Genomic DNA, 19,429 nt, shown 5'->3' on the forward strand with positions numbered 1-19,429 from the left:
GTTGCAACGCCAGTTTTGTCGGGTAGGTTAGGCGCTAGCCGTAACCCACCACAACCATCAAATACTGTTAATTAAAGCGGTGCTACAAAACTAAACAGTAGAGAAATTAGCCATTAAAAGCGCGACTGCGCCACTTATTCAACCGGGCTTCGCCAATTGTGGCAGACCGTCGGGAATCAGCAACTTGCTCTTGTAAAGCTGCAATCTGTTTTGCTTGCGCGTCAGCTTGCTGTTGCAAAGATGTATATTCGCCTGTGCTGGCCACGTAACTGGAAGACTGCCAACTACTACTAAATTTTGTTGTACCGATGCTGGCAAATGGTCGTAAGTCTGCTAGTTGTTGTTGCAAAGTTGCAATCTGGCTTTCTTGCTCTTGAATCTTTTGCTGCAAGGCTTGTTCAGCTGCTGTGCGAGCTGCAATAAACTGATTAACTGGAGCAGCAGTTTCTGGCTTGGGCTTGAATATTTCAGCAAGTATTGTACTAACATCCGTGGGTTTCAGTTTACCGTAAGGAGTGTTGGTAATTAGCGATCGCACCAGTTGAGGTTCATTATTCGATGCTAGGTTCTTGTCACTGCTAGAATTGCTCCGCAGCAGTTGCAGCATATTGGTAAATTCCAATATCTTTTTGCCCGTTTGAGTTTTATAACCCCGGTAATATGGCACTATGTTATCCCCAAAGGCATCTAGATACTCGTCGCTATCAAGATAAGAATCAATATCCGCCTCAAAACCCTGCTCATCTAAAATGTTGCTGTGATATATCGTCTCGGAGTAGTCATCAGGAGCGCGGCCGAGCAGGTGCTTGAAGTTCAGTTCAATGGCACGGTAGCGGTAAACGTTATCAAAAAATCTGGAGCGATACAACTCTGATTTGGCAACCTGACGCACAAATTCACGAACATCGATTATACCTTGCTTGAGTTGGGATTCTGGAACGATCAGCCGCTCACTTTCCATAATGTAGGCATTACCCAATACTTGCCGATAAACTGTCCGAATTACAATTTCAATGTCATCAGTTGAAGCGGTAGTCCACAGTTCGATGGGTTCTGTTTGGGGAAATGCTTGATATTGGCGTCGTCTGGTTTCTTCGTCTAAGAAAATTTGCATACTTGGTTAGTGTGGGTAGGAGTGACTAATGGCTCAGTTGAGGACGTTCGCTAAAAATCTATATTTTAAAGGTAATGGGAGCTAAGTATTTGTTAGTGGTTATGTGGTACAGCTAATACGAATTCTTGATGAAACTGCATAAAACCAAGCTTGGTCAGACAATTTGCTTAAGCCCCTTGTTTGGGAGCAACCTCATAATTAATCCGTATAAGGACTAACAAATTTTAATTCCCTTTACAGTCAGGATTAATTTATCAAGTTTTGGGGACTTTTTTAGTTACATTTTCTAACAAACTTCGACGGCTAACTGTTAATAACTAACAGCTAATCATGATAAAAAATTAGCAATTAGACATTAACAATTAGCCGTCAACCCCCTTGGGGAGTATTTAAAATTCAAAACTTAATTTTGAATTGGAGTGTAAAAGGCTGTTAGAAGAATTTCCGCAGGATAGTAACTCTCAAGCACGCTCATCAAATCTAGTGTAGAAACCACCGTATTTTATCCAGTATTGTTTCAAAGTATGATGAGGCGTATGTAAACTAGCTTTCGCCTGATATAAAATGACTTGGCGATGATCGCCCATCCAAATTTTATTAACAGAGTCAACGGATATTACTGTTCCTCCTAAAGAAGCAACACATTCAGAGAATCTCTCGATCGTCGTATATTCTAATGTCTCGAATATAAAAAAGTTACCCGAACAAATCAAGTGGCGACTGCGAATCCAGCAGCGCATTTTTTTTTCAGCCAGTGGAGGTAACATGTTAGTTTTAACAGATTCAAGCTGAATCAACATAATGCGCTCACTGCACGTAATTCATTAGCAAAACTTTCCCGTTTTTCAAATTGTAAAGGGCCAGATATTGATCCCCATATTTGCTTATGGGTTTCAATATCCATACCTTTATCTAGACTTATCCAAGTACGCTCGGTTACTTCTACTTCGCTGACAAGATATGTCTGGCATCCATTGCGCTTAATCAGACATTGATTTCCCGATTCCACACTGCCTCGAAACATTTCACCTTCTCGTTGGAAAACCATTGAACAGTGATAACGCCGTTCGATGCTCTCTGGGGTAATGGTTTTGAGGATATCTAATTCACGAGCAGCACCTGCATAAAGCATAGGGTCTTTCAAGCTGTAATTTTCGATATAAATGCGATCGCCCCAATCGACTACTCTATGTACTCCCTGACGATAGGGTGTCCATAAATCGTGGTCATACGCTTGTTCAGAATAAAAACCGATGGCAGAAAAAAATTCAACTGGTAAAGGACGAAAATAAATGTGAATGTGGGCGTAAAGTTGCGGATTTGCAAAAGATTGCTTGTAGTTGCTAAAATCTCCTGCCATCCAACAGGCTAAAGTAAGCAAATCGCTAGCGTTGGTGCTAGATTCGCTGGGCGCTATCGTCATATTCAACCTCAGGAGTGACAAAACTAGATGATTTCTTTTATGTTCTAACCTGATATTTACTAACTGGTTGATCTTGACAAAGAGCGAATCTCTGAAGAAAAGGAAGCTGTTGTCACGCCTTTACCATCACTGGTTTTAATCATCGCTACCCGAAATCGCAGATTTGGGTTAGCAAACCAAATTCGCTCCTCAGCAGCAGCGAGTTCATACTCTGTCAGTAGGGTAAAAATACCATCGTCATTCAGATGATATTTAGCCACTGCTGGGATTGTTTCGGCATATCCCTTGTCCCGCAGGAGTTTGCCTCTAGAAGGATTTTCGACATCGGGAATTGGTACCAGCACAGTACTACCAGAAATTGGTTTATCCTCCCAGTCTGACTCACCTTCCCAAGTCATCCGAAAAGGGTGGGTGATACTGGCAAAGTCAGTGTTATACAATTGACAGATTGCTAGCACCGCCGGATCATCGGTGGATAGAGGTTCAATGTCAATGTTAGACAGCACTTCTTCAAAGTGGGCGAATGCTAAATGATGACCGCTACGCTGCGATCGCCATCGTCCAATTGAAAGTTCAAAGAATTCAGTAATTTCCATTAGAAAAAATGATCTTAAAAAAGTAGCTTAAAATCCAAGAGATATCTTGGCTAAAAAGTTATTCTCCCAGTCTATATGCTGGCTAGTCTCCTTGACCACAACCGTATTTAGGAGTGCTGAGTTAGGAGCGGAGCCGGAGACGCTCCGCCTCCGGTTAGGAGTTAGGAGTTAGGAGTTAGGAGTTAGGAGTTATGAGTTTGGAGTTTGGAGTTTGGAGTTTGGAGTTATTATTCTCCCGCGAATCCCCAGTCCTCAGCCCCCTACTTAGACAAATCTAAGCAACTTCAGTGATACTGATAATTTTGCCGCCCGTCCGATGAATGTTTTGCACTTGCCCAGACAGTTGGTTGTAGTTAACTACATATTCGAGGTTGCCCAAACGAGTAGGGAGTTTAGCTGAACCTTTAAGTGCTTTAATCAAGAAGCGTTTGTCGGTGCTGCTTACACTAGAACCAACAACGGGAGGCTTGATGGATGTGGGTAAATTTGAACCGACATCGCTGATCAGTTTGGCTTTGCGATCGCTATCACTGCTAGCTACTCCTCTTAGTAAGGTAAATGTGCGGTTAAAGCTAACATTCTTAATTCCTATTTGGGAGCTAGTACTGCGAACATAAGGGACAATATTCTCGCCAAAATTCTGCTGATATTCTTCGCTATCGATATAGGATTCGATCTCAGCATCATAGCCCTGTTCGTTGTAGATGCGGACGTGTTCAGAAATTTCTGCCTGATCAGCAGGAGGACGTCCTAGCAGGTGTTTGAAATTCAGTTCAATGAACCGATACTGGGAAGAAGAGTTAAAAAACAGGGATTGATAAAGTTCTGATTTCGCAACGATGTTGACGAATTCGCGGATGCTGATTTTGTGATCGCGCAATTGCGATTCCGCAGTAGCTAGTTGCTCACTTTCAAACAAGTGAGTATTACCCAAAACCTGTTTGTAAACTGCCCGAATCAGTGATTGTAATTCACTTTCGCTGGTGTTCGGACGCCGCTCAACATTAGGTGAATCAATAGCCCAAAGTGACATTTAAGTATCTCCTGAAAAACGTTAATTAAATGAAATTTCCGAGCATCCTACCCCTTATATAGGTGGAATTTCGCATCAAATGTCAGTTATTTTTGCTACTGACTAGCTTTTGTAAAACTTTAGTTTGTGAAAGTGCGTTAAATTTCTTCGTATATGACAACAGATCTAATTACGGTTTCAACTTCCTCATTAGAGCGACTTGGCCACAGATCAATGGGATCGGTATCTTCAAACAGAGCGATCCCTAATCGTGATGCTGGTCCAAAAGCCATTGAAAGTATCTCCCAGTTAACAACTAAATTTTATGAGAAGAATCTTCAGCAAATGTTAAAAAACTTTACATCATTTGACAGAGGAGAGGACATAGAGACTTTAAATCCTTATTAGTCGATTTAAGTTTTTGCATCCTTATACCCTTATACCTTTTGATATACATTCTGATATACATTCTGATACGATGCCGAAGCCATATTTATTAAAATTTATTAAGTTAAATAATACTTTGAGAGAAATTTCAGCTTTTTTTAGTAACCCGGCTGACAATGCGATTGTATCGGCTAACAATACTAGTTACTTTAAGTCGGGATCGATGCCAGTTGCTCATGGGGAAAAGCCCCAAGGCCGCACCGGGAAATAGTTTAGCCACTTTTGGCGATCGCACTATTCGCTTAACCAAGTCTTTACTTAAACTAGATACTTAGATCAGAACTCTTTACGACTAGTCTAAATTTGGAAAGTAGCCAGTCGGGTGATTAAATGGTCAAAATAGGGAGCAAGAGTTTCCTGCTGATTGGCTTGGCAGCGTTTCAAACTAGCAGCCTTGATACTTTTTAAGCCTAAGACCATTGCATCCAATGGAACTTGTAATTGCTGATAAAGCAAATTCATATAGTGCAGTCCTGTCGGATTTGTATACTCAGTGTGACCACCTGCTATGCCATAAGTAATACATCGGAGAAAATGCCAAAAATCTCGCCAGCAAGCTTGGGCGCGTTCAGGTGGATAAAGACCGCCTCCAGGCTGGATAATTTCAGGATAAGTCGCTAAAACCTCTTCCCTAGCTTCATCAACGATTTCGGCTGCGCGATCGCGTAACAACACAGTAACAGGAATCAAGGCGGAATTCTCAGATGACAAACTTTTAATCTGCAATAAATCTTCATCGCCCAGGTAGCGAAAAGCATCATCCGCAGCTTGGAATATGGCGATTGCTGCTTTTGGATGAGACTTTTCCCACTCAGCAAAGCTGACAATTCTAGCTTTGGCTATTAATTCTTTGACGGTTTCGGTTAATTGAGTCATTGGTTTAGGGGATGGGGCATGGGGCATGGGGCATGGGGCATTGGGGTGGGGAGTGGGGAGTGGGGAGTAAGAATTTTAGATTTTAGATTTTAGATTTTAGATTTTAGATTGAAATTTAATCCAAAATCTAAAATCCAAAATCCAAAATTGAATTGCCCAATTCTCTTAATTCAATCTTCTTAGAATGCGATCGCCATTTGATCACATCTGTAAAATAAAGTAAAGAATAGCTCTACCAAATGCACCTATGGAAATCCATCAAATCCAAGCTGAACTGAAGAATCCAGATTTTCAATATCGTCTGAAGGCGATCGCTGCCCTGAAGAATTATGAATCAGAAGTTGCAGTTCCTCTGCTCACGAGTAAACTTCATGACTCAGAATTTTTGGTGCGTTCTTTTGTGGCTAGGGGTTTGGGTAATCAACAATCAGCAGAATCCTTTGCTGCTTTGATGCAAATTATGAAATTTGATGATACTCCCAACGTGCGAGCTGAGGCGGCAAATTCTTTATCGCTATTTGGCAGAGTTGCAGTTTCTCATCTAGTTCTGGCATTTTATCAGGATGACCACTGGCTAGTGCGCCGGAGCATTTTAGCCGCGATCGCCGAAATGGATTGCCCTGAAGAATTATTTGATATTTGCGTTCAGGGTTTAAAAGATGAAGATTTCACAGTTCAGGAATCCTCTGTTGATGCACTCGGCATCCTAGCTGATTCTAACCAACATCCTGCGGCATTATCCCAAATACTAACGTTGGTGAATGTTGAATCTTGGCGGATGCGCGTGCGAGTTAGCTATGCCCTCAAACGATTTGACGAGCCGGAAGCCAAAGCCGCCCTGAATCAACTCAGACAGGATGAGGATCACCGAGTTGTCGGAGCTGCTTTAGAAGACTTATTGCCATAATAGCGGTATGGATTTGTTCAGAATGTTGTCAGAAAACTCATTTGAGTAATTAGCCAATATATGACTTTACCTTAAATTTGACAAAAATATCCGGGGAATCTGCCAAAATCTGGAATAAAAAATTAACTTTTTCGAGATTAGGAGACATTTGTGACTGATGTACCAAGTGGTCAAATGACTTGGCGACTACCAGGTTCCTCAGAATCTGCCTGACATTTGCGGCATAATGCTTCGGAACCTTGGCGATCGTATAAAGAATTTCCACAATATGTTCTACCTGATCCGCCCGGTTTTTCCGAAGGATACGCTACATTTTTAGCGCTCCTGAAAAAGAACTGGCAGCCTTTATGAAGCAGTGCTGAGTCAAAAGTGCTGTTAGCGGATACCTAGGTTTAGCCCGTACTGAGTGCCCAGAATTTATTTTTTAACTTTGACTCATGAATGGCAACTCGGAATTAAGCACTCGTTACTCAGCACTATATTAGACATCTCCAGAAATTAAATATGCCTTATCTAGAACCCTTGTAGAGACGCGAAATTTCGCGTCTCTACATTCTTTTTCGGAGATGTCTATTAGTCAAGGACTCAAACTTTCGCGGGTTGTTCTACGGGTGTAGGCGTTCCAAACGTCGAGTTCTGAATGTGGACGGCTGGAAAGCATGGCTTTAGTTGCTTCTGTGAGTCCTTGAGCAAGAGTAAAATCTGCCCCAGCGATACTTTGAAGATGCTCCATCTCTGCATTACTGAGGTCAGTTGCTCGCAGGTCTGTATCCCGCAAATCGGCACCAGTCAATCGAGCATTCCGCAAGCAAGCCCCTGTTAAATAAGCTTTCGTCAGGTCAGCGCCACTTAAAGCCGCACCTTGCAAATTAGCTTCTGTCAAGTCAGCGCCACTTAGGTAGGCTCCACGCAGATTAGCGCCTTGTAAATCTGCGTTTCGTAAAGAAGCTGTATTGAGAAAAGCACCATTGAGATTAGCACCTGGCCCCACTGCTCCCGAAGCTTTGTAGTTATATTCTTCAGGCCATTTAGTTTGTGTATCATAACGCGCTACTTGGAGTTTGGCTCCCTCCAAATTTGCGCCACTGAGATTTGCTTGTTGGAGGTCAGCACGGTTTAAATAAGCTCCCTGCAAATTAGCCCCACTCAAATCGGCTCCTCGCAGATTAGCGCCTCGCAAATCTGCCCCAGTCAAATCAGCATTACTCAAGACCACCTCACTAAGGTCGGCTCCTAATAGCTTGGCTTTACTCAAGTTAGCTTGTTGTAAATCTACTTCCCTGAGATTAAATTGGTACAAATCGACCCAATCCAAAGCAATTCCGGCTTTCAGGGCTGTTAAGACTTCTGGAGTTGGACTGGGACGTTCGCTAGTAATAAGTTGAATTTCACTATTTGTCATCATCTGATTAAAATATAACTTTTGGAGTTATCCTACACTTTAGCTAAATCGGGACTTCATCTCATAACTCAGTATTCAATAACGCCAAAATTTGATAAAACGAGGTTTTAAAACAGATGCATCTAATACCGCCCTTAACAATGATCGACTTCTTCCGTAAAAGTGAGGGAACATGGTTTACCGAACGCTCAGTTCATCATTTTGACTCGGCGGCGGATGAGTCGGGAGAGTCGAATTTGATCATTAAAGTCATGGGAAAGGATGATCCGAAAGTTAAAGAAGTCTGTATAGCCCAAGGGATAGATCCTACTAAAGCAACAGGCGGTGCTAGCTTTGCGTGGCAGGCCAACCTAGATACCAGGCTAGCGAATAGTGATAATGCTGCCATTTTGGTTGATGTTCCCGACGAAACGAGGCATTCTGGAAAACTGATCCGCAACCAAGGCTATGTTGAGAGCATTCCCGTTGTGAGCCGATATCGGTTTGCCGATGATGGAGTGCTGACGATTGATACTGACTATGACAATAATCAAGGTCAGGAACGTTGTTGGTTTGTTACGGATGATTTTCGTGTCAGGGTCAGTACGGTACGAATGATGAACGGAGTCAACTTGATGACTTATTGTTCTGAGCGTCGCTGTGTTTCCCAAGAACTGCTGGAGCAAATGATCAGTCGCAATCATGTTAGATAGGGAATGGGGAGTAAGAATTTTAGATTTTCGATTGAAATTTAATCCAAAATCTAAAATCCAAAATCCAAAATTGAATTGCCCAATGCCCCATTAAGGAATGTTGCTTTGTTTCTCATAAATGAGACGTGCATGATTGCCATCACTTATTTTCATGCAAGGGTTAACAAGTCATGCTCCATGTATAAGCCTTTCCTGGAATTTTTAGAAAAAGAGCTATTTCACCGGTTTGATTTACAAAGTAGGGTCATTCCCCCTGATTTGGAATTCAAAATTAGCGATCGCGGCAGAAACCCAGCAACTATTCGCAGTTGGTGTTACCAATGTCAAGAGTTGCGGAAAATTCGCTATACCTACATTGATGCCGGGGAGAGTGCCCAGATTTTTAACAGCGTGGTTTATCCCAGTCATCACTACGATCTACCTCTGTTAGGAATTGATTTTTTATCGTTTGGTAAAGTCAAGAACCTGATTGTGCTTGACTTTCAACCTTTATTTCAGGATGAAGATTATCAAAACAAATATATAGTCCCGCTAAAATCTCTCCATGATAAATACCCGGATTTGGCGCAAAACTTAGAAATGAAGTTTTACGATGCCAACCAGTATTTTTCTAAGTACCTATTGTTTGCCAAAACAGATGCTGAAACAGTGGCAACGCGAGTCTTTGAAGCTTTTCAGGATTATTTAAACTTGTATTGGCAAATGTTAGCAGATGCCCAACCGCTCGAAGACCCTGAAGATATTCAGCGAATTGTCAAAGCCCAAAAAGACTATGACCAATATAGTGCAGACCGCGATCCAGCATCGGGTTTGTTTAGCAGTTACTTTGGTCATGAATGGGCAGAGCGCTTTCTCCATGAATTCTTATTTGAAGATGCTGTTCCCCTAGCAGTCAGTGCCAGGAAAAGATAACGGAAGGAAAATGGGCATTGGGCACTTCAATTTTGGATTTTGGATTTTAGATTTTGGATTAAATTTCAATTCTTTAATCTAAAATCTAAAATTCTTACTCCCCACTCTCTACTCCCTACTCCCTACTCCCTACTCCCTTTTTCTAGCTAGTAGGTACAGGGTTGAATTTTGAATTTTGAATTGGAGCGAAGCGACGTGACACTCTATCAACCATTTCTCGATTATGCGATCGCCTACATGCGATCGCGCTTGGATTTACAACCCTATCCTATCCCCACTGGATTTGAGTCTAAGAGTGCTGTTGTGGGCAAGGGAAAGAATCAAGAAGAGGTTGTCACTACAAGTTATGCTTTTCAAACGCCAAAATTGCGGCAAATTCGCGCAGCTCACGTACAGGGTGGTAATTCGCTGCAAGTGCTGAATTTTGTGATTTTTCCGCGCCTCAACTACGATTTACCATTTTTTGGAGCGGATTTGGTGACATTGCCAGGAGGACATCTAATTGCTTTGGATATGCAGCCGCTATTTCGCGATGATCGAGCATATCAAGCAAAATATACTGAACCAATTCTGCCGATTTTCCACGCCCATCAACAGCATCTGTCTTGGGGAGGAGATTTTCCAGAAGAAGCGCAGCCCTTTTTCTCTCCCGCTTTTCTCTGGACTCGTCCGCAAGAAACGGCTGTAGTAGAAACTCAGGTGTTTGCCGCTTTCAAAGACTATTTGAAAGCTTATTTGGATTTCGTGGAGCAGGCAGAAGCTGTAACAGATTCCCAAAATTTAGTAGCCATTGAGCAAGCCCAACTGCGATACCTGCGATATCGGGCGGAAAAAGACCCAGCACGGGGGATGTTTAAACGCTTCTATGGCGCAGAATGGACTGAGGAGTATATCCACGGCTTTTTATTTGACCTAGAGAGAAAATTAACAGTCATCAACTAGAGACTCTGGTAATTATCAGCGATCGCACCAACTTAATCTAGTTTTTCAGTCTGCCGCAGTAAAAAGGGATGTTATTGAGATATAGCTAGCTCGGTTTCCGGGTCAAAAAAGTGAATTTTCTCTAGAGTTAGAGATAACCATAGTTGCTCACCAGGTTGTACAAATCGGTCTGGTGGGATTCGCACTTGTAGGTAATTGGTTGTAGTCGCTATTTGAGATCCGGGTTCGGCAATCTTAACAGCGAGAAAGGAATCGTTGCCAAGATTCTCTACAAAATCTACTTGCACTGGGAGATTTTTGGTGGCAGGCATACTCAAATTCAAATGTTCTGGGCGAATGCCTAAAATTAGAGTTTTCCGGTCATATTGTTGTAACGCTTTCCCCCAGACTTCTGGGAGGGTGAAACGAAACTGGGAATGAGTAATCAACTGCGGGGCATGAAATTCTACAGGAATAAAATTCATTGGTGGTGAACCAATGAACTCTGCGACAAAAAGGTTGGCAGGGTGGTTGTAAAGTTCTAGGGGAGAAGCGACTTGCTGAATTTTACCCTCAGACATAATCGCAATGCGATCGCCCATTGTCATCGCTTCTGTTTGATCATGGGTAACGTAAATTGTCGTTGTCCCCAATTGGCGCTGCAATTTGACAATTTGGGCGCGGGTTTCCGCCCGCAGTTTGGCATCTAAATTAGAAAGCGGTTCATCCATTAAAAACACTTGAGGGTCACGCGCGATCGCTCTTCCCAATGCAACTCGTTGTCTTTGTCCTCCAGATAGCTGTTTGGGTAAGCGATTCAGCAATGTTTCAATTTGTAACAGTTGAGCAACACTACGCACCTGTTCATCTACTGACCGTTCTTTGTCAGAAATGTAGCGCAGTCCTTTAGGTAAGTTTCTTGTCGCCCCCACGAATAGATTTTCTGCCCAATTGGGGAGTGGGGAGTGGGTAGAGACGCGATTAATCGCGTCTCTACTGAGTGGGTAATGCTGATTTTCCCTATTCCCCGATTGTCTACGTCGCAGCCCAAAGGCGATGTTGTCGTACACCGTCATGTGGGGATAGAGAGCGTAATTTTGAAATACCATTGCGATATCGCGTTCTTTAGGTGGTAGGTCATTGATTAAGCGATCGCCTACCCAGATATTCCCTCCAGTCATCACTTCTAACCCGGCGATTAATCGCAGCAGAGTGCTTTTACCACAACCAGAAGGGCCCACCAGCACCATAAACTCGCCATCTGCGATCGTGAGGTTAATCCGCCGCAAAACGTTGACACTTCCCGCACGCTCTGGCGCTACATCAGTTTTCTCCCCAGCTATCAGGGGAGATTGGGTTAGTGAGGTCACGCTTTCCCCTTTACGCGAGGAAAAACTTTTATAAACGTTTTCTAAAACAACTTGGGACACAACTATTAATTATTTTCATTGGGCATGGGGCATTGGGCATTGGGCATTGGATTTGGACAAATGACAAATTACAGTTTAGCGCTCATCATAATACACGTTCAGGGTAAATACGAAAAGTTAAAAAAACAGCTTGCACCATAAAAAACAAACTATTCTAAATTTTAGGGCTGTCAGGAGGTGTTGTTATGACTACCGATGTACCTAAAAATCTTTCCCAAGACCCAAGCATTAACCCTGTCCATGAGATTGTAGACGTACAAACCACAGATTGTTGCATTGTGGGTGGGGGCCCAGCAGGAGCAGTATTGGCCCTGTTGTTAGCGCGTCAAGGCATTTCTGTGATGCTGCTGGAAGCACACAAAGACTTTGATCGCGATTTTCGTGGTGATACGATTCATCCATCGGTGATGGAAATTATGGAGGAATTGGGACTTAGCGATCGCTTGCTAGGACTTCCCCATACCAAAATGCGCCAAATTAGTATTCAAACTCCTCAAGATACTGTCACATTCGCAGATTTTAGTCATCTGAAAACCCATTATCCTTACATTACAATGCTTCCCCAGGTAAAATTCCTGGAGTTCATCACCCAAGAAGCACAAAAATATCCTAGTTTCCATCTGGTAATGGGTGCGAATGTGCAGGAATTAATTGCCGAAAATGGTGTGATTCAAGGTGTCCGCTATCGAGGAGGCGGTGGTTGGCATGAAATCCGGGCAATACTGACAGTTGGTGCAGACGGTCGCCACTCACGTTTGCGCCACCTGGGTGAGTTTGAATCAATCGAAACCTCGCCGCCAATGGATATCCTCTGGTTTCGCCTACCGCGTCAGCCAGAAGACCCTGAAGGGGGAATGGGGCGCTTTGGTCAAGGTAAGCTAATCGCCATGCTTGACCGTGGTGATGAGTGGCAACTTGCCTATATTATTCCTAAAGGAGGCTATCAACAATTACGATCTGCGGGTTTGGAGGAATTAAAAAAATCTGTTGTCGAAGTGGTGCCAGAATTCCAGCAACGCATCCAAAATTTAGATGATTGGTCACAAATAGCTTTTCTCTCAGTCGAGTCCAGCCGTGTCAAACGTTGGTATCATCCAGGACTGTTACTCATCGGTGATGCAGCTCATATAATGTCTCCGGTTGGTGGAGTTGGCATTAACTACGCGATTCAAGATGCTGTAGTCGCGGCGAATGTACTTAGCAAACCGCTCAAGAACCGACAAGTACAACTTAGTGACCTAGCAAAAGTACAACGTCAACGCGAGTTGCCCACACGCATCATTCAGGCGTTTCAAACTTTTATCCAAAAGCGGGTATTGGCCCCGGTTCTCACCTCAAATCGCACCTTTGTACCACCTGCGTTTTTGCGCTTACCCATCTTGCGGGACCTTCCAGCAAGGTTGATCGCCTTGGGTGTTTTTCCAGTTCACGTCAAGGCTTAATTTTTGCCAAGAATTTTTTCTATTTAATCAATAGGTGGTACAATTATACTACTCATATGCAGAATTGAATGCTCAATTTAGTCAAGCGAGGGTGGCGAGCAGTATACTCAATGCTGTTCAAAGCGATCGCTTGGCTTTTATGCTAGAAAGGACTAAAAACTCAAACATTATTAAAAAATGCAAACAATTAAACATATCTAGATATTAATTGGCACTACATAGAAAAACCCCCTCTTTTTCAATCAGCACTTTTTGCAGTCAGGAGTAATTTTAATGAACAGTTGCGTTTTAATGGCGGAAATTATTAACGAGCCGCAACTCCGCTACACAGCCGAAAATCTGGGAGTCACGGAAATGCTGGTGCAGTTTCCCAATTCCCAGAAACCAGAAGATCCCCCAGCCACCCTGAAAGTTGTCGGCTGGGGGAATTTAGCCACAGAAATTCAGCAAAATTACCACCAAGGCGATCGCGTCATCCTGGTAGGACGTTTAACTATGAATACTGTTGAGCGTCAAGAAGGTTTTAAAGAAAAACGCGCTGAATTAACAGTACAACAAATTCAACCTGTTGGAGGTAGTTTTAATACTGATCCATTGCCCTCAGCAACCGTAACTCCATCATTCACTGAAACGTCTCCCCGACAACCATCTTCAGCATCTCGTCCGCCACAGAAAGAAGTTCCTAGTTACGATTCACCACGTCCAGCACCTACCCCGGCTGCAAATCCTGTTGGCGTAGTTCCCCAAGCGAAAACTTACGAACCCGTACCCCAACCCACAAATTATGAGCGAACCACTTATCCAGCAGTGAAAGAAGAAGAACCAGATCCAGATGATATTCCCTTCTAAAGTTGTTTAGTGTGTATTCAATTTGCTCACATACTTAGCAAAAAGCATTACGATTAGACAATTTCTACAAATAGCCATCCTTTACGGATGTGCTATTTTTTTTGTCTAGTGTTGACGCTTTATACCAAGTTGTCAAAGATAGTATCCTGAGTATAATGAAGACTTAGAATACTAAGCTGTTCCACATTTAACTTGCATAATTAGGGCGGGCAAGATGCCCACCCCACAAGAGTTATGTTTAATTCGGTTATGCAAATTAGATGTTTTTCAGCTTAGTAAAAGTTAAACTACCATTAATTTTTGATAATTATTGCTAGAAAAAGTTATGACTAACAATCAACCACAACAGAATCAAAATAATCCAATCGTTTATTCTAGTGCTAATCCGTCTACAGGAGGCTATATTACTTTACCTGTACCACCAGACCAATTTAATGAATTTATAATTAATTTACTAGGTAGACCACAAAGTATTGAAAAAAGAATATATGGTCGATTTGAAATTGAGTGGTCGGATATTACTAATTTTAACGATTTAATAAATCAAAGAATAATTCAACAAAACAATGCTCAACTAATAAATTTTCAATCAAGAATTTATTTTCATGATAACTCTGTAATTGAACTAAATTCTTATCCTCAATTAATTACTTATAAGGAAGTAAGACCATTAGTTACAGTAGCTATTGACCTTAGTTGGGATTATTTAATTCAATTTAATAATAAATAATCTCCTGAAAAACAAAGTATCGATATACGATTCTGGACAGATAAAGGTGTTAAAACTCGTAGATATATTAATAAAAGTAACGAGGATACTCAAATAATTATTGGGGATTCAAAAGATGAAAGTTATATTGAATTTGCTATAAAACATACTGCTAGGTCGTGGGGATTGGATATAGAATCTTTACTTTATAATCAAATCAAGATTCTTTTAAAACCAGAACAAGGATTAAAAAAGTTTATTAGAAAGCATAATGCCTGGATTGGATTTATCTCTGGTATATTGTTCTTTATACTTTCGTTTATAGGTACATACATAGTAAAAAACATATTTATAAATAGTATATTGTTCAAAATAAAAAGTGTTTTAAATAATGCTAAATAATTAAGTAATAAAATTAACATTTTAGCGGAATATATTATAAATGGTGAAACAACTAAATTTTATTTCTTAGTAGGAATATTCTTACTATTTTCTTTTTTTGCATCAATTATTGTAATAATTGTAATTACAAGTAATGCAAATAATATTAAGCCAAGTTTTTTTCTATTTACTAATAAAGACGTTGCCTATAGGAAAAGTAGACTTTTAAAGTTAAAAGCTCAATGGAGAAATTTTATATTTTCAGTTATTGGTGGTTACACGATAAATATATTATCAAGTTATATATTCGCTTATCTAACACGCTGATTCAAATTTAGTGTATTTAAAGTTAAAATAAAAGTGGTATAAAGATTTAGCTTTTATGAAGTAGCCTTGTCGTACTCCTACGGAGAAGCAAGCTACGCGCAGCGTTTCGTAGATAAGTGCAGGCTATTCGGTGTCGCAACATTTTTGCGTTGATATTATGAGCTAATGACGATTTGCAGAAATCACAGGCGGTTCTAGATCGCAAATGCGTGTATATTGTGGAACTATGTGATGTCAATTGTGGTTCAGGTTTAAGCAGTGAAAAACTGCTAAAGAGTGTAAAAACCAAATTTACCCACACATACATCAAAACTCTTGTTAAAATCCAAATAATTTTAAGTTAATATTCATACCCAACTCCTATGAGAGAAACTATCCTAGAGGTTCGCAATCTCCAAGTTGAATTTCCCAGTGATGGCAACATTAACAGAGCTTTGGATGGTATTTCCTTTGGGCTGCATCGAGGTGAGACTCTCGGAATAGTAGGAGAATCGGGGAGTGGTAAATCAGTGACAGCCCTAGCTGTAATGGGTTTGTTGCAAACTCCGGGTATAGTGACTGGCGGTGAAATCTGGTTTCGTCCGCAGGAGAATGCCAACGCCATCGATTTAGTAAAATTGCCTCCTGAGCAAATGCAGTTACACCGGGGTGGCGACATCGCCATGATTTTTCAAGAACCGATGAGTTCCCTCAATCCGGTTTATAACATCGGATTTCAGTTAACAGAAGCGATTATGCGGCATCAAAATGTGTCAGCAGCCCAAGCACGACAAATTGCGATCGCAGGTCTGCAAGAAGTAAAACTTCTACGTAGCGATGAGGAGATACAACAGCAGTATACCGATTCATCGAAACTAGATCGATCAAAGTTGCCACAGTTGGTTAAAGAACACAAAGAAGCGATGCTGGAACGCTACCCTCATGAACTTTCTGGGGGTCAGTTGCAACGGGTGATGATTGCAATGGCAATTTCTTGCAACCCACTAATCTTAATTGCCGATGAACCAACTACAGCCTTGGATGTGACGGTGCAAGCAACAATTTTGGAGTTAATTCGAGAATTGCAACAAAGCCGTGACATGGCAATGATTTTCATCACCCACGACTTGGGGCTAATTTCAGAAATTGCTGACGAAGTAGCGGTGATGTATAAAGGCAAAGTTGTCGAATCTGGTGCTTCTGAGCAAATTTTCAGCAGTCCCCAGCATCCATATACTAAAGGTTTGATCGCCTGTCGCCCCTCACTTGACCGGCGTCCTCAAAAATTACTCACTGTTTCCGACTACATGAGTGCAGAAGAGACATCAACGGGACAAGTAGTAATTCAGGCGAAAGAACCGGCACAACCGACAGAAATCACAACTGAAGAGATTGCGGCAAGATTGGCAAACTTCAATGAGAAGGAACCCTTGCTGGAAATCCGCAACCTGAAAGTTGGTTTTCCAGTGCGGGGGGTGTTTGGTGGTACAAAACGCTACAATATGGCAGTAAATGGCGTTTCCTTTGATGTCAAACCAGGGGAAACACTAGGTTTAGTGGGAGAATCTGGTTGCGGTAAAACCACCCTTGGCAGAACCTTGCTGCGATTAATTGAACCAATGGGTGGTCAGATTATCTTTGAGAAACAAGATATTACTAGCCTCAAAGGAGAAGCGTTGCAAAAACTGCGGCGGGAAATGCAAATAGTCTTCCAAAATCCTTTTAGTTCCCTAGATCCCCGGATGAGGGTGGGGGACGCGGTGATGGAACCATTGATAATTCACGCCGTTGGTAAGACCAAGCAACAACGACGCCAGCGAGTAGCCGAACTCTTAGAACGGGTGGGGTTGAGTGCAGATGCGATTAACCGCTATCCTCATCAGTTTTCTGGCGGTCAACGTCAACGGATTTGCATAGCCCGTTCTTTGGCATTAAATCCTAAATTTATCATCTGTGATGAATCAGTTTCAGCGCTGGATGTTTCAGTACAGGCGCAGGTATTAAATCTTCTCAAAGAATTACAGTCAGACTTTCAGCTTACTTATATTTTTATTTCTCACGATTTAAGTGTGGTGAAATTTATGAGCGATCGCATTTTAGTGATGAATAGCGGTCAAATTGTTGAACAAGGCACAGCCGAAAGCATTTACCTGGAACCCAAACAGGAATACACGCAAAAATTAATTGCTGCTATTCCTACTGGTAGTGCTGAACGGGTGCGAAGTCGTCATCTGAAAGCTTTATAGAAAGGTGAAAAGGGCGGTTAGAAACGACCGAGCAGTCATTAGACATCTGGTGAAATTAAATATGCGTTATCTAGAACCCTTGTAGAGACGCGAAATTTAGCTTATCGACATTCTTTTTGGGAGATGTCTATTATGAATTACGAATTATGTTGAGAGTTGCGCTACGATATCCCCTATTGCCTTCGTGCAATATACGTGAGGAGTAATGCAGGTCAAACACAAACATGACAGAAGAATTTAATACACAGGGGGCAGAAAATCTAGTTGCGATCGCTGATCAATTCGCTGAATCGGGAAAGGTTACAGACGTTAAAACCTTTGGTAGTGGTAATATCAATGACACATTCTTAGTAACTCTGGATTCCTCAGAAGAACAACATTTTGTCCTGCAACGCATCAACACGCAGGTATTTCGTCAGCCCCAACTGATTATGCAGAATATGCGTATCTTCACTGGTCATGTCCAGAAACGGTTACAATGCACCCCACTTAATCGTCGCTGGGAGGTGCCACGCGTACTCTTGACCAAGGATGCTCAAGACCACTGGAGGGATGCAGACGGCTGCTTTTGGCGGGCGATTAGCTTTATTGGAGGCTCCCAGTCTTTCGATAGTATGCGCGATCGCTCATATGCCAAAGAAATCGGTTACGCCTTGGGGATGTTCCACAATCTGATCAGCGACTTACCACCAGAAAAACTCGCTGATACCCTTCAAGGGTTCCATATTACACCGCTTTATCTTCAGCATTATCAGGAAGTATTGGCGAAAACTAGGGCGCGTCAATCTTTGGAAGTTAATTATTGCTTACAGTTTGTTAGCGATCGCCAAACCTTTGCACATATCCTAGAAAATGCCAAATCTAAAGGCATTCTTCCTCTGCGTTTGATGCACGGTGATCCTAAAATCAACAATGTCATGTTTGACACTGTTACCCAGCAAGCCGTCAGCGTCATCGACCTCGACACTGTTAAACCCGGTCTGGTACATTACGATATTGGTGATTGCCTGCGATCGGGTTGCAATCCGGCGGGAGAAGAAACCGAGAATTGGGAAAGTATTTATTTCGATACTGATTTGTGTCAGTTAATCCTAAAAGGTTATCTCTCTGTGGCAAAGGTATTTCTTACGGAGAATGACTATGCTTATATTTACGATGCAATTCGTCTGATTACCTTTGAACTAGGACTGAGGTTTTTTGCTGATTATTTAGCAGAGAATGTCTACTTCAAAGTTAAGCACCCAGAACATAATTTAGCAAGAGCGATCGTTCAGTTTAAGCTGACTGAAAGTATCGAATCTCAAGAGACGCAGATTCGTAAGATTATCAAAGACATGATATCATGTCCGCCAAATTACCCATAGGAACCCCTCCCCGCAGGGTGTATATACAAGTCAGATTTACCCCCCTTAATCCCACGCCACTTGCTACAACGGAGGGAACTTCCCTTCTCCTGTCGGAGACGCTACGCGAACGGGTGACGCTCTCTACGAGACGCTACGCGAACGCGGACTCGCTAACGCTACGCTAACGGCAGTTCCTCATGGGGGAAACCCCTCTGAGCGACTGCCTCACCGCAACGCAGTGGCTTCCCGATTCATTGGGGGGAAACAGGAAATCCAGTTCCCTCCCCTTTGCAAGGCTACGGTGTACACACAAGTCTCTTGATCTGCACCCTTGTTGCATCGACCTGCACCCTTGTTGCATCAACCTGCACCCTTGTTGCATCAACCTGCACCCTTGTTGCATCGACCTGCACCCTTG

The 19,429-nt window shown here is 42.2% G+C and carries 19 protein-coding genes; 9 read left to right on the forward strand and 10 right to left on the reverse strand.

The window, feature by feature from the left end; genetic code table 11:
• Positions 1-106: 106 nt before the first annotated feature.
• The 7 genes from PUQ00_RS03170 to PUQ00_RS03200 all read right to left on the reverse strand — a co-directional run bounded on the left by PUQ00_RS03170 (position 107) and on the right by PUQ00_RS03200 (position 5,495).
• Positions 107-1,114 carry a phycobilisome rod-core linker polypeptide gene (locus tag PUQ00_RS03170; protein ID WP_300413062.1) on the reverse strand — a complete coding sequence of 336 codons (1,008 nt, stop codon included), beginning with the start codon at positions 1,112-1,114 and terminating at the stop codon, positions 107-109.
• Between the two features lie 461 nt (positions 1,115-1,575).
• Positions 1,576-1,914 (reverse strand): CpeR family transcriptional regulator, encoded by a 339-nt coding sequence (locus PUQ00_RS03175; RefSeq protein WP_300413064.1) that lies wholly within the window; start codon positions 1,912-1,914, stop codon positions 1,576-1,578.
• The gene (locus PUQ00_RS03180) at positions 1,908-2,537 is read right to left on the reverse strand and encodes a chromophore lyase CpcT/CpeT (RefSeq protein ID WP_300413066.1); all 630 of its coding nucleotides are present in this window, start codon (positions 2,535-2,537) and stop codon (positions 1,908-1,910) included. The genes PUQ00_RS03175 and PUQ00_RS03180 overlap by 7 nt, the downstream gene beginning before the upstream one ends.
• A gap of 59 nt (positions 2,538-2,596) precedes the next feature.
• Positions 2,597-3,133 carry a phycobiliprotein lyase gene (locus PUQ00_RS03185; protein ID WP_300413068.1) on the reverse strand — a complete coding sequence of 179 codons (537 nt, stop codon included), beginning with the start codon at positions 3,131-3,133 and terminating at the stop codon, positions 2,597-2,599.
• Between the two features lie 274 nt (positions 3,134-3,407).
• Positions 3,408-4,166 carry a phycobilisome rod-core linker polypeptide gene (locus PUQ00_RS03190; RefSeq protein WP_300413070.1) on the reverse strand — a complete coding sequence of 253 codons (759 nt, stop codon included), beginning with the start codon at positions 4,164-4,166 and terminating at the stop codon, positions 3,408-3,410.
• Between the two features lie 137 nt (positions 4,167-4,303).
• The gene (locus PUQ00_RS03195; protein WP_300413072.1) at positions 4,304-4,438 is read right to left on the reverse strand and encodes a hypothetical protein; all 135 of its coding nucleotides are present in this window, start codon (positions 4,436-4,438) and stop codon (positions 4,304-4,306) included.
• A gap of 451 nt (positions 4,439-4,889) precedes the next feature.
• The gene (locus tag PUQ00_RS03200) at positions 4,890-5,495 is read right to left on the reverse strand and encodes a phycobilisome protein (RefSeq protein ID WP_300413074.1); all 606 of its coding nucleotides are present in this window, start codon (positions 5,493-5,495) and stop codon (positions 4,890-4,892) included.
• Between the two features lie 220 nt (positions 5,496-5,715).
• Here PUQ00_RS03200 and PUQ00_RS03205 point away from each other — a divergent pair, with 220 nt between their 5' ends.
• A complete protein-coding gene (locus PUQ00_RS03205) occupies positions 5,716-6,375 on the forward strand; it encodes a HEAT repeat domain-containing protein (RefSeq protein WP_300413076.1) in 660 nt (219 codons plus the stop codon).
• Positions 6,376-6,424: 49 nt separating this feature from the next.
• Here the strand turns inward: PUQ00_RS03205 and PUQ00_RS03210 are convergent, their stop codons facing one another.
• Both PUQ00_RS03210 and PUQ00_RS03215 read right to left on the reverse strand, forming a co-directional pair.
• Positions 6,425-6,640, reverse strand: coding sequence for a hypothetical protein (locus PUQ00_RS03210; RefSeq protein ID WP_300413078.1), 216 nt, complete (start codon positions 6,638-6,640; stop codon positions 6,425-6,427).
• A gap of 312 nt (positions 6,641-6,952) precedes the next feature.
• Positions 6,953-7,780: a pentapeptide repeat-containing protein gene (locus PUQ00_RS03215; RefSeq protein ID WP_300413080.1), complete on the reverse strand. Its 828-nt coding sequence runs from the start codon at positions 7,778-7,780 to the stop codon at positions 6,953-6,955.
• A gap of 113 nt (positions 7,781-7,893) precedes the next feature.
• Here PUQ00_RS03215 and PUQ00_RS03220 point away from each other — a divergent pair, with 113 nt between their 5' ends.
• The 3 genes from PUQ00_RS03220 to PUQ00_RS03230 all read left to right on the forward strand — a co-directional run bounded on the left by PUQ00_RS03220 (position 7,894) and on the right by PUQ00_RS03230 (position 10,323).
• The gene (locus PUQ00_RS03220) at positions 7,894-8,469 is read left to right on the forward strand and encodes a phycobiliprotein lyase (RefSeq protein WP_300413082.1); all 576 of its coding nucleotides are present in this window, start codon (positions 7,894-7,896) and stop codon (positions 8,467-8,469) included.
• A 177-nt stretch (positions 8,470-8,646) separates the two neighbouring features.
• Positions 8,647-9,381: a 15,16-dihydrobiliverdin:ferredoxin oxidoreductase gene (locus PUQ00_RS03225; RefSeq protein WP_300413083.1), complete on the forward strand. Its 735-nt coding sequence runs from the start codon at positions 8,647-8,649 to the stop codon at positions 9,379-9,381.
• A 195-nt stretch (positions 9,382-9,576) separates the two neighbouring features.
• Positions 9,577-10,323, forward strand: coding sequence for a phycoerythrobilin:ferredoxin oxidoreductase (locus PUQ00_RS03230; RefSeq protein ID WP_334740675.1), 747 nt, complete (start codon positions 9,577-9,579; stop codon positions 10,321-10,323).
• A gap of 71 nt (positions 10,324-10,394) precedes the next feature.
• Here the strand turns inward: PUQ00_RS03230 and PUQ00_RS03235 are convergent, their stop codons facing one another.
• Entirely contained in the window at positions 10,395-11,732 is a 1,338-nt protein-coding gene (locus tag PUQ00_RS03235) for an ABC transporter ATP-binding protein (RefSeq protein ID WP_300413087.1), read from the reverse strand.
• 185 nt (positions 11,733-11,917) lie between these two features.
• Between PUQ00_RS03235 and PUQ00_RS03240 the strand changes: the two genes are divergently transcribed.
• From PUQ00_RS03240 to PUQ00_RS03260, 5 genes are all read left to right on the forward strand, one after another.
• Complete coding sequence (locus PUQ00_RS03240) at positions 11,918-13,174, forward strand: FAD-dependent oxidoreductase (RefSeq protein ID WP_300413088.1); 1,257 nt, start codon at positions 11,918-11,920, stop codon at positions 13,172-13,174.
• 273 nt (positions 13,175-13,447) lie between these two features.
• A complete protein-coding gene (locus PUQ00_RS03245) occupies positions 13,448-14,023 on the forward strand; it encodes a single-stranded DNA-binding protein (RefSeq protein ID WP_300413090.1) in 576 nt (191 codons plus the stop codon).
• Between the two features lie 325 nt (positions 14,024-14,348).
• Positions 14,349-14,753: a hypothetical protein gene (locus PUQ00_RS03250; protein ID WP_300413092.1), complete on the forward strand. Its 405-nt coding sequence runs from the start codon at positions 14,349-14,351 to the stop codon at positions 14,751-14,753.
• Between the two features lie 1,049 nt (positions 14,754-15,802).
• Positions 15,803-17,665, forward strand: a complete 1,863-nt coding sequence (locus PUQ00_RS03255; RefSeq protein WP_300413094.1) for an ABC transporter ATP-binding protein — start codon at positions 15,803-15,805, stop codon at positions 17,663-17,665.
• Positions 17,666-17,889: 224 nt separating this feature from the next.
• Positions 17,890-19,029, forward strand: a complete 1,140-nt coding sequence (locus tag PUQ00_RS03260; protein ID WP_300413104.1) for an aminoglycoside phosphotransferase family protein — start codon at positions 17,890-17,892, stop codon at positions 19,027-19,029.
• Positions 19,030-19,429 lie beyond the last annotated feature (400 nt).

The organism is Nostoc sp. S13 (assembly GCF_029379315.1).
Taxonomy (GTDB): Bacteria; Cyanobacteriota; Cyanobacteriia; order Cyanobacteriales; family Nostocaceae; genus Nostoc.

Excerpts from the sequence above, each read along its gene's own strand:
- PUQ00_RS03170 (WP_300413062.1), bottom strand. The coding sequence starts at position 1,114 with ATGCAAATTTTCTTAGACGAAGAAACCAGACGACGCCAATATCAAGCA.
- PUQ00_RS03175 (WP_300413064.1), bottom strand. The coding sequence starts at position 1,914 with ATGTTGATTCAGCTTGAATCTGTTAAAACTAACATGTTACCTCCACTG.
- PUQ00_RS03180 (WP_300413066.1), bottom strand. The coding sequence starts at position 2,537 with ATGACGATAGCGCCCAGCGAATCTAGCACCAACGCTAGCGATTTGCTT.
- PUQ00_RS03185 (WP_300413068.1), bottom strand. The coding sequence starts at position 3,133 with ATGGAAATTACTGAATTCTTTGAACTTTCAATTGGACGATGGCGATCG.
- PUQ00_RS03190 (WP_300413070.1), bottom strand. The coding sequence starts at position 4,166 with ATGTCACTTTGGGCTATTGATTCACCTAATGTTGAGCGGCGTCCGAAC.
- PUQ00_RS03195 (WP_300413072.1), bottom strand. The coding sequence starts at position 4,438 with ATGGCTTTTGGACCAGCATCACGATTAGGGATCGCTCTGTTTGAAGAT.
- PUQ00_RS03200 (WP_300413074.1), bottom strand. The coding sequence starts at position 5,495 with ATGCCCCATGCCCCATCCCCTAAACCAATGACTCAATTAACCGAAACC.
- PUQ00_RS03205 (WP_300413076.1), top strand. The coding sequence starts at position 5,716 with ATGGAAATCCATCAAATCCAAGCTGAACTGAAGAATCCAGATTTTCAA.
- PUQ00_RS03215 (WP_300413080.1), bottom strand. The coding sequence starts at position 7,780 with ATGATGACAAATAGTGAAATTCAACTTATTACTAGCGAACGTCCCAGT.
- PUQ00_RS03220 (WP_300413082.1), top strand. The coding sequence starts at position 7,894 with ATGCATCTAATACCGCCCTTAACAATGATCGACTTCTTCCGTAAAAGT.
- PUQ00_RS03225 (WP_300413083.1), top strand. The coding sequence starts at position 8,647 with ATGTATAAGCCTTTCCTGGAATTTTTAGAAAAAGAGCTATTTCACCGG.
- PUQ00_RS03240 (WP_300413088.1), top strand. The coding sequence starts at position 11,918 with ATGACTACCGATGTACCTAAAAATCTTTCCCAAGACCCAAGCATTAAC.
- PUQ00_RS03245 (WP_300413090.1), top strand. The coding sequence starts at position 13,448 with ATGAACAGTTGCGTTTTAATGGCGGAAATTATTAACGAGCCGCAACTC.
- PUQ00_RS03250 (WP_300413092.1), top strand. The coding sequence starts at position 14,349 with ATGACTAACAATCAACCACAACAGAATCAAAATAATCCAATCGTTTAT.
- PUQ00_RS03255 (WP_300413094.1), top strand. The coding sequence starts at position 15,803 with ATGAGAGAAACTATCCTAGAGGTTCGCAATCTCCAAGTTGAATTTCCC.
- PUQ00_RS03260 (WP_300413104.1), top strand. The coding sequence starts at position 17,890 with ATGACAGAAGAATTTAATACACAGGGGGCAGAAAATCTAGTTGCGATC.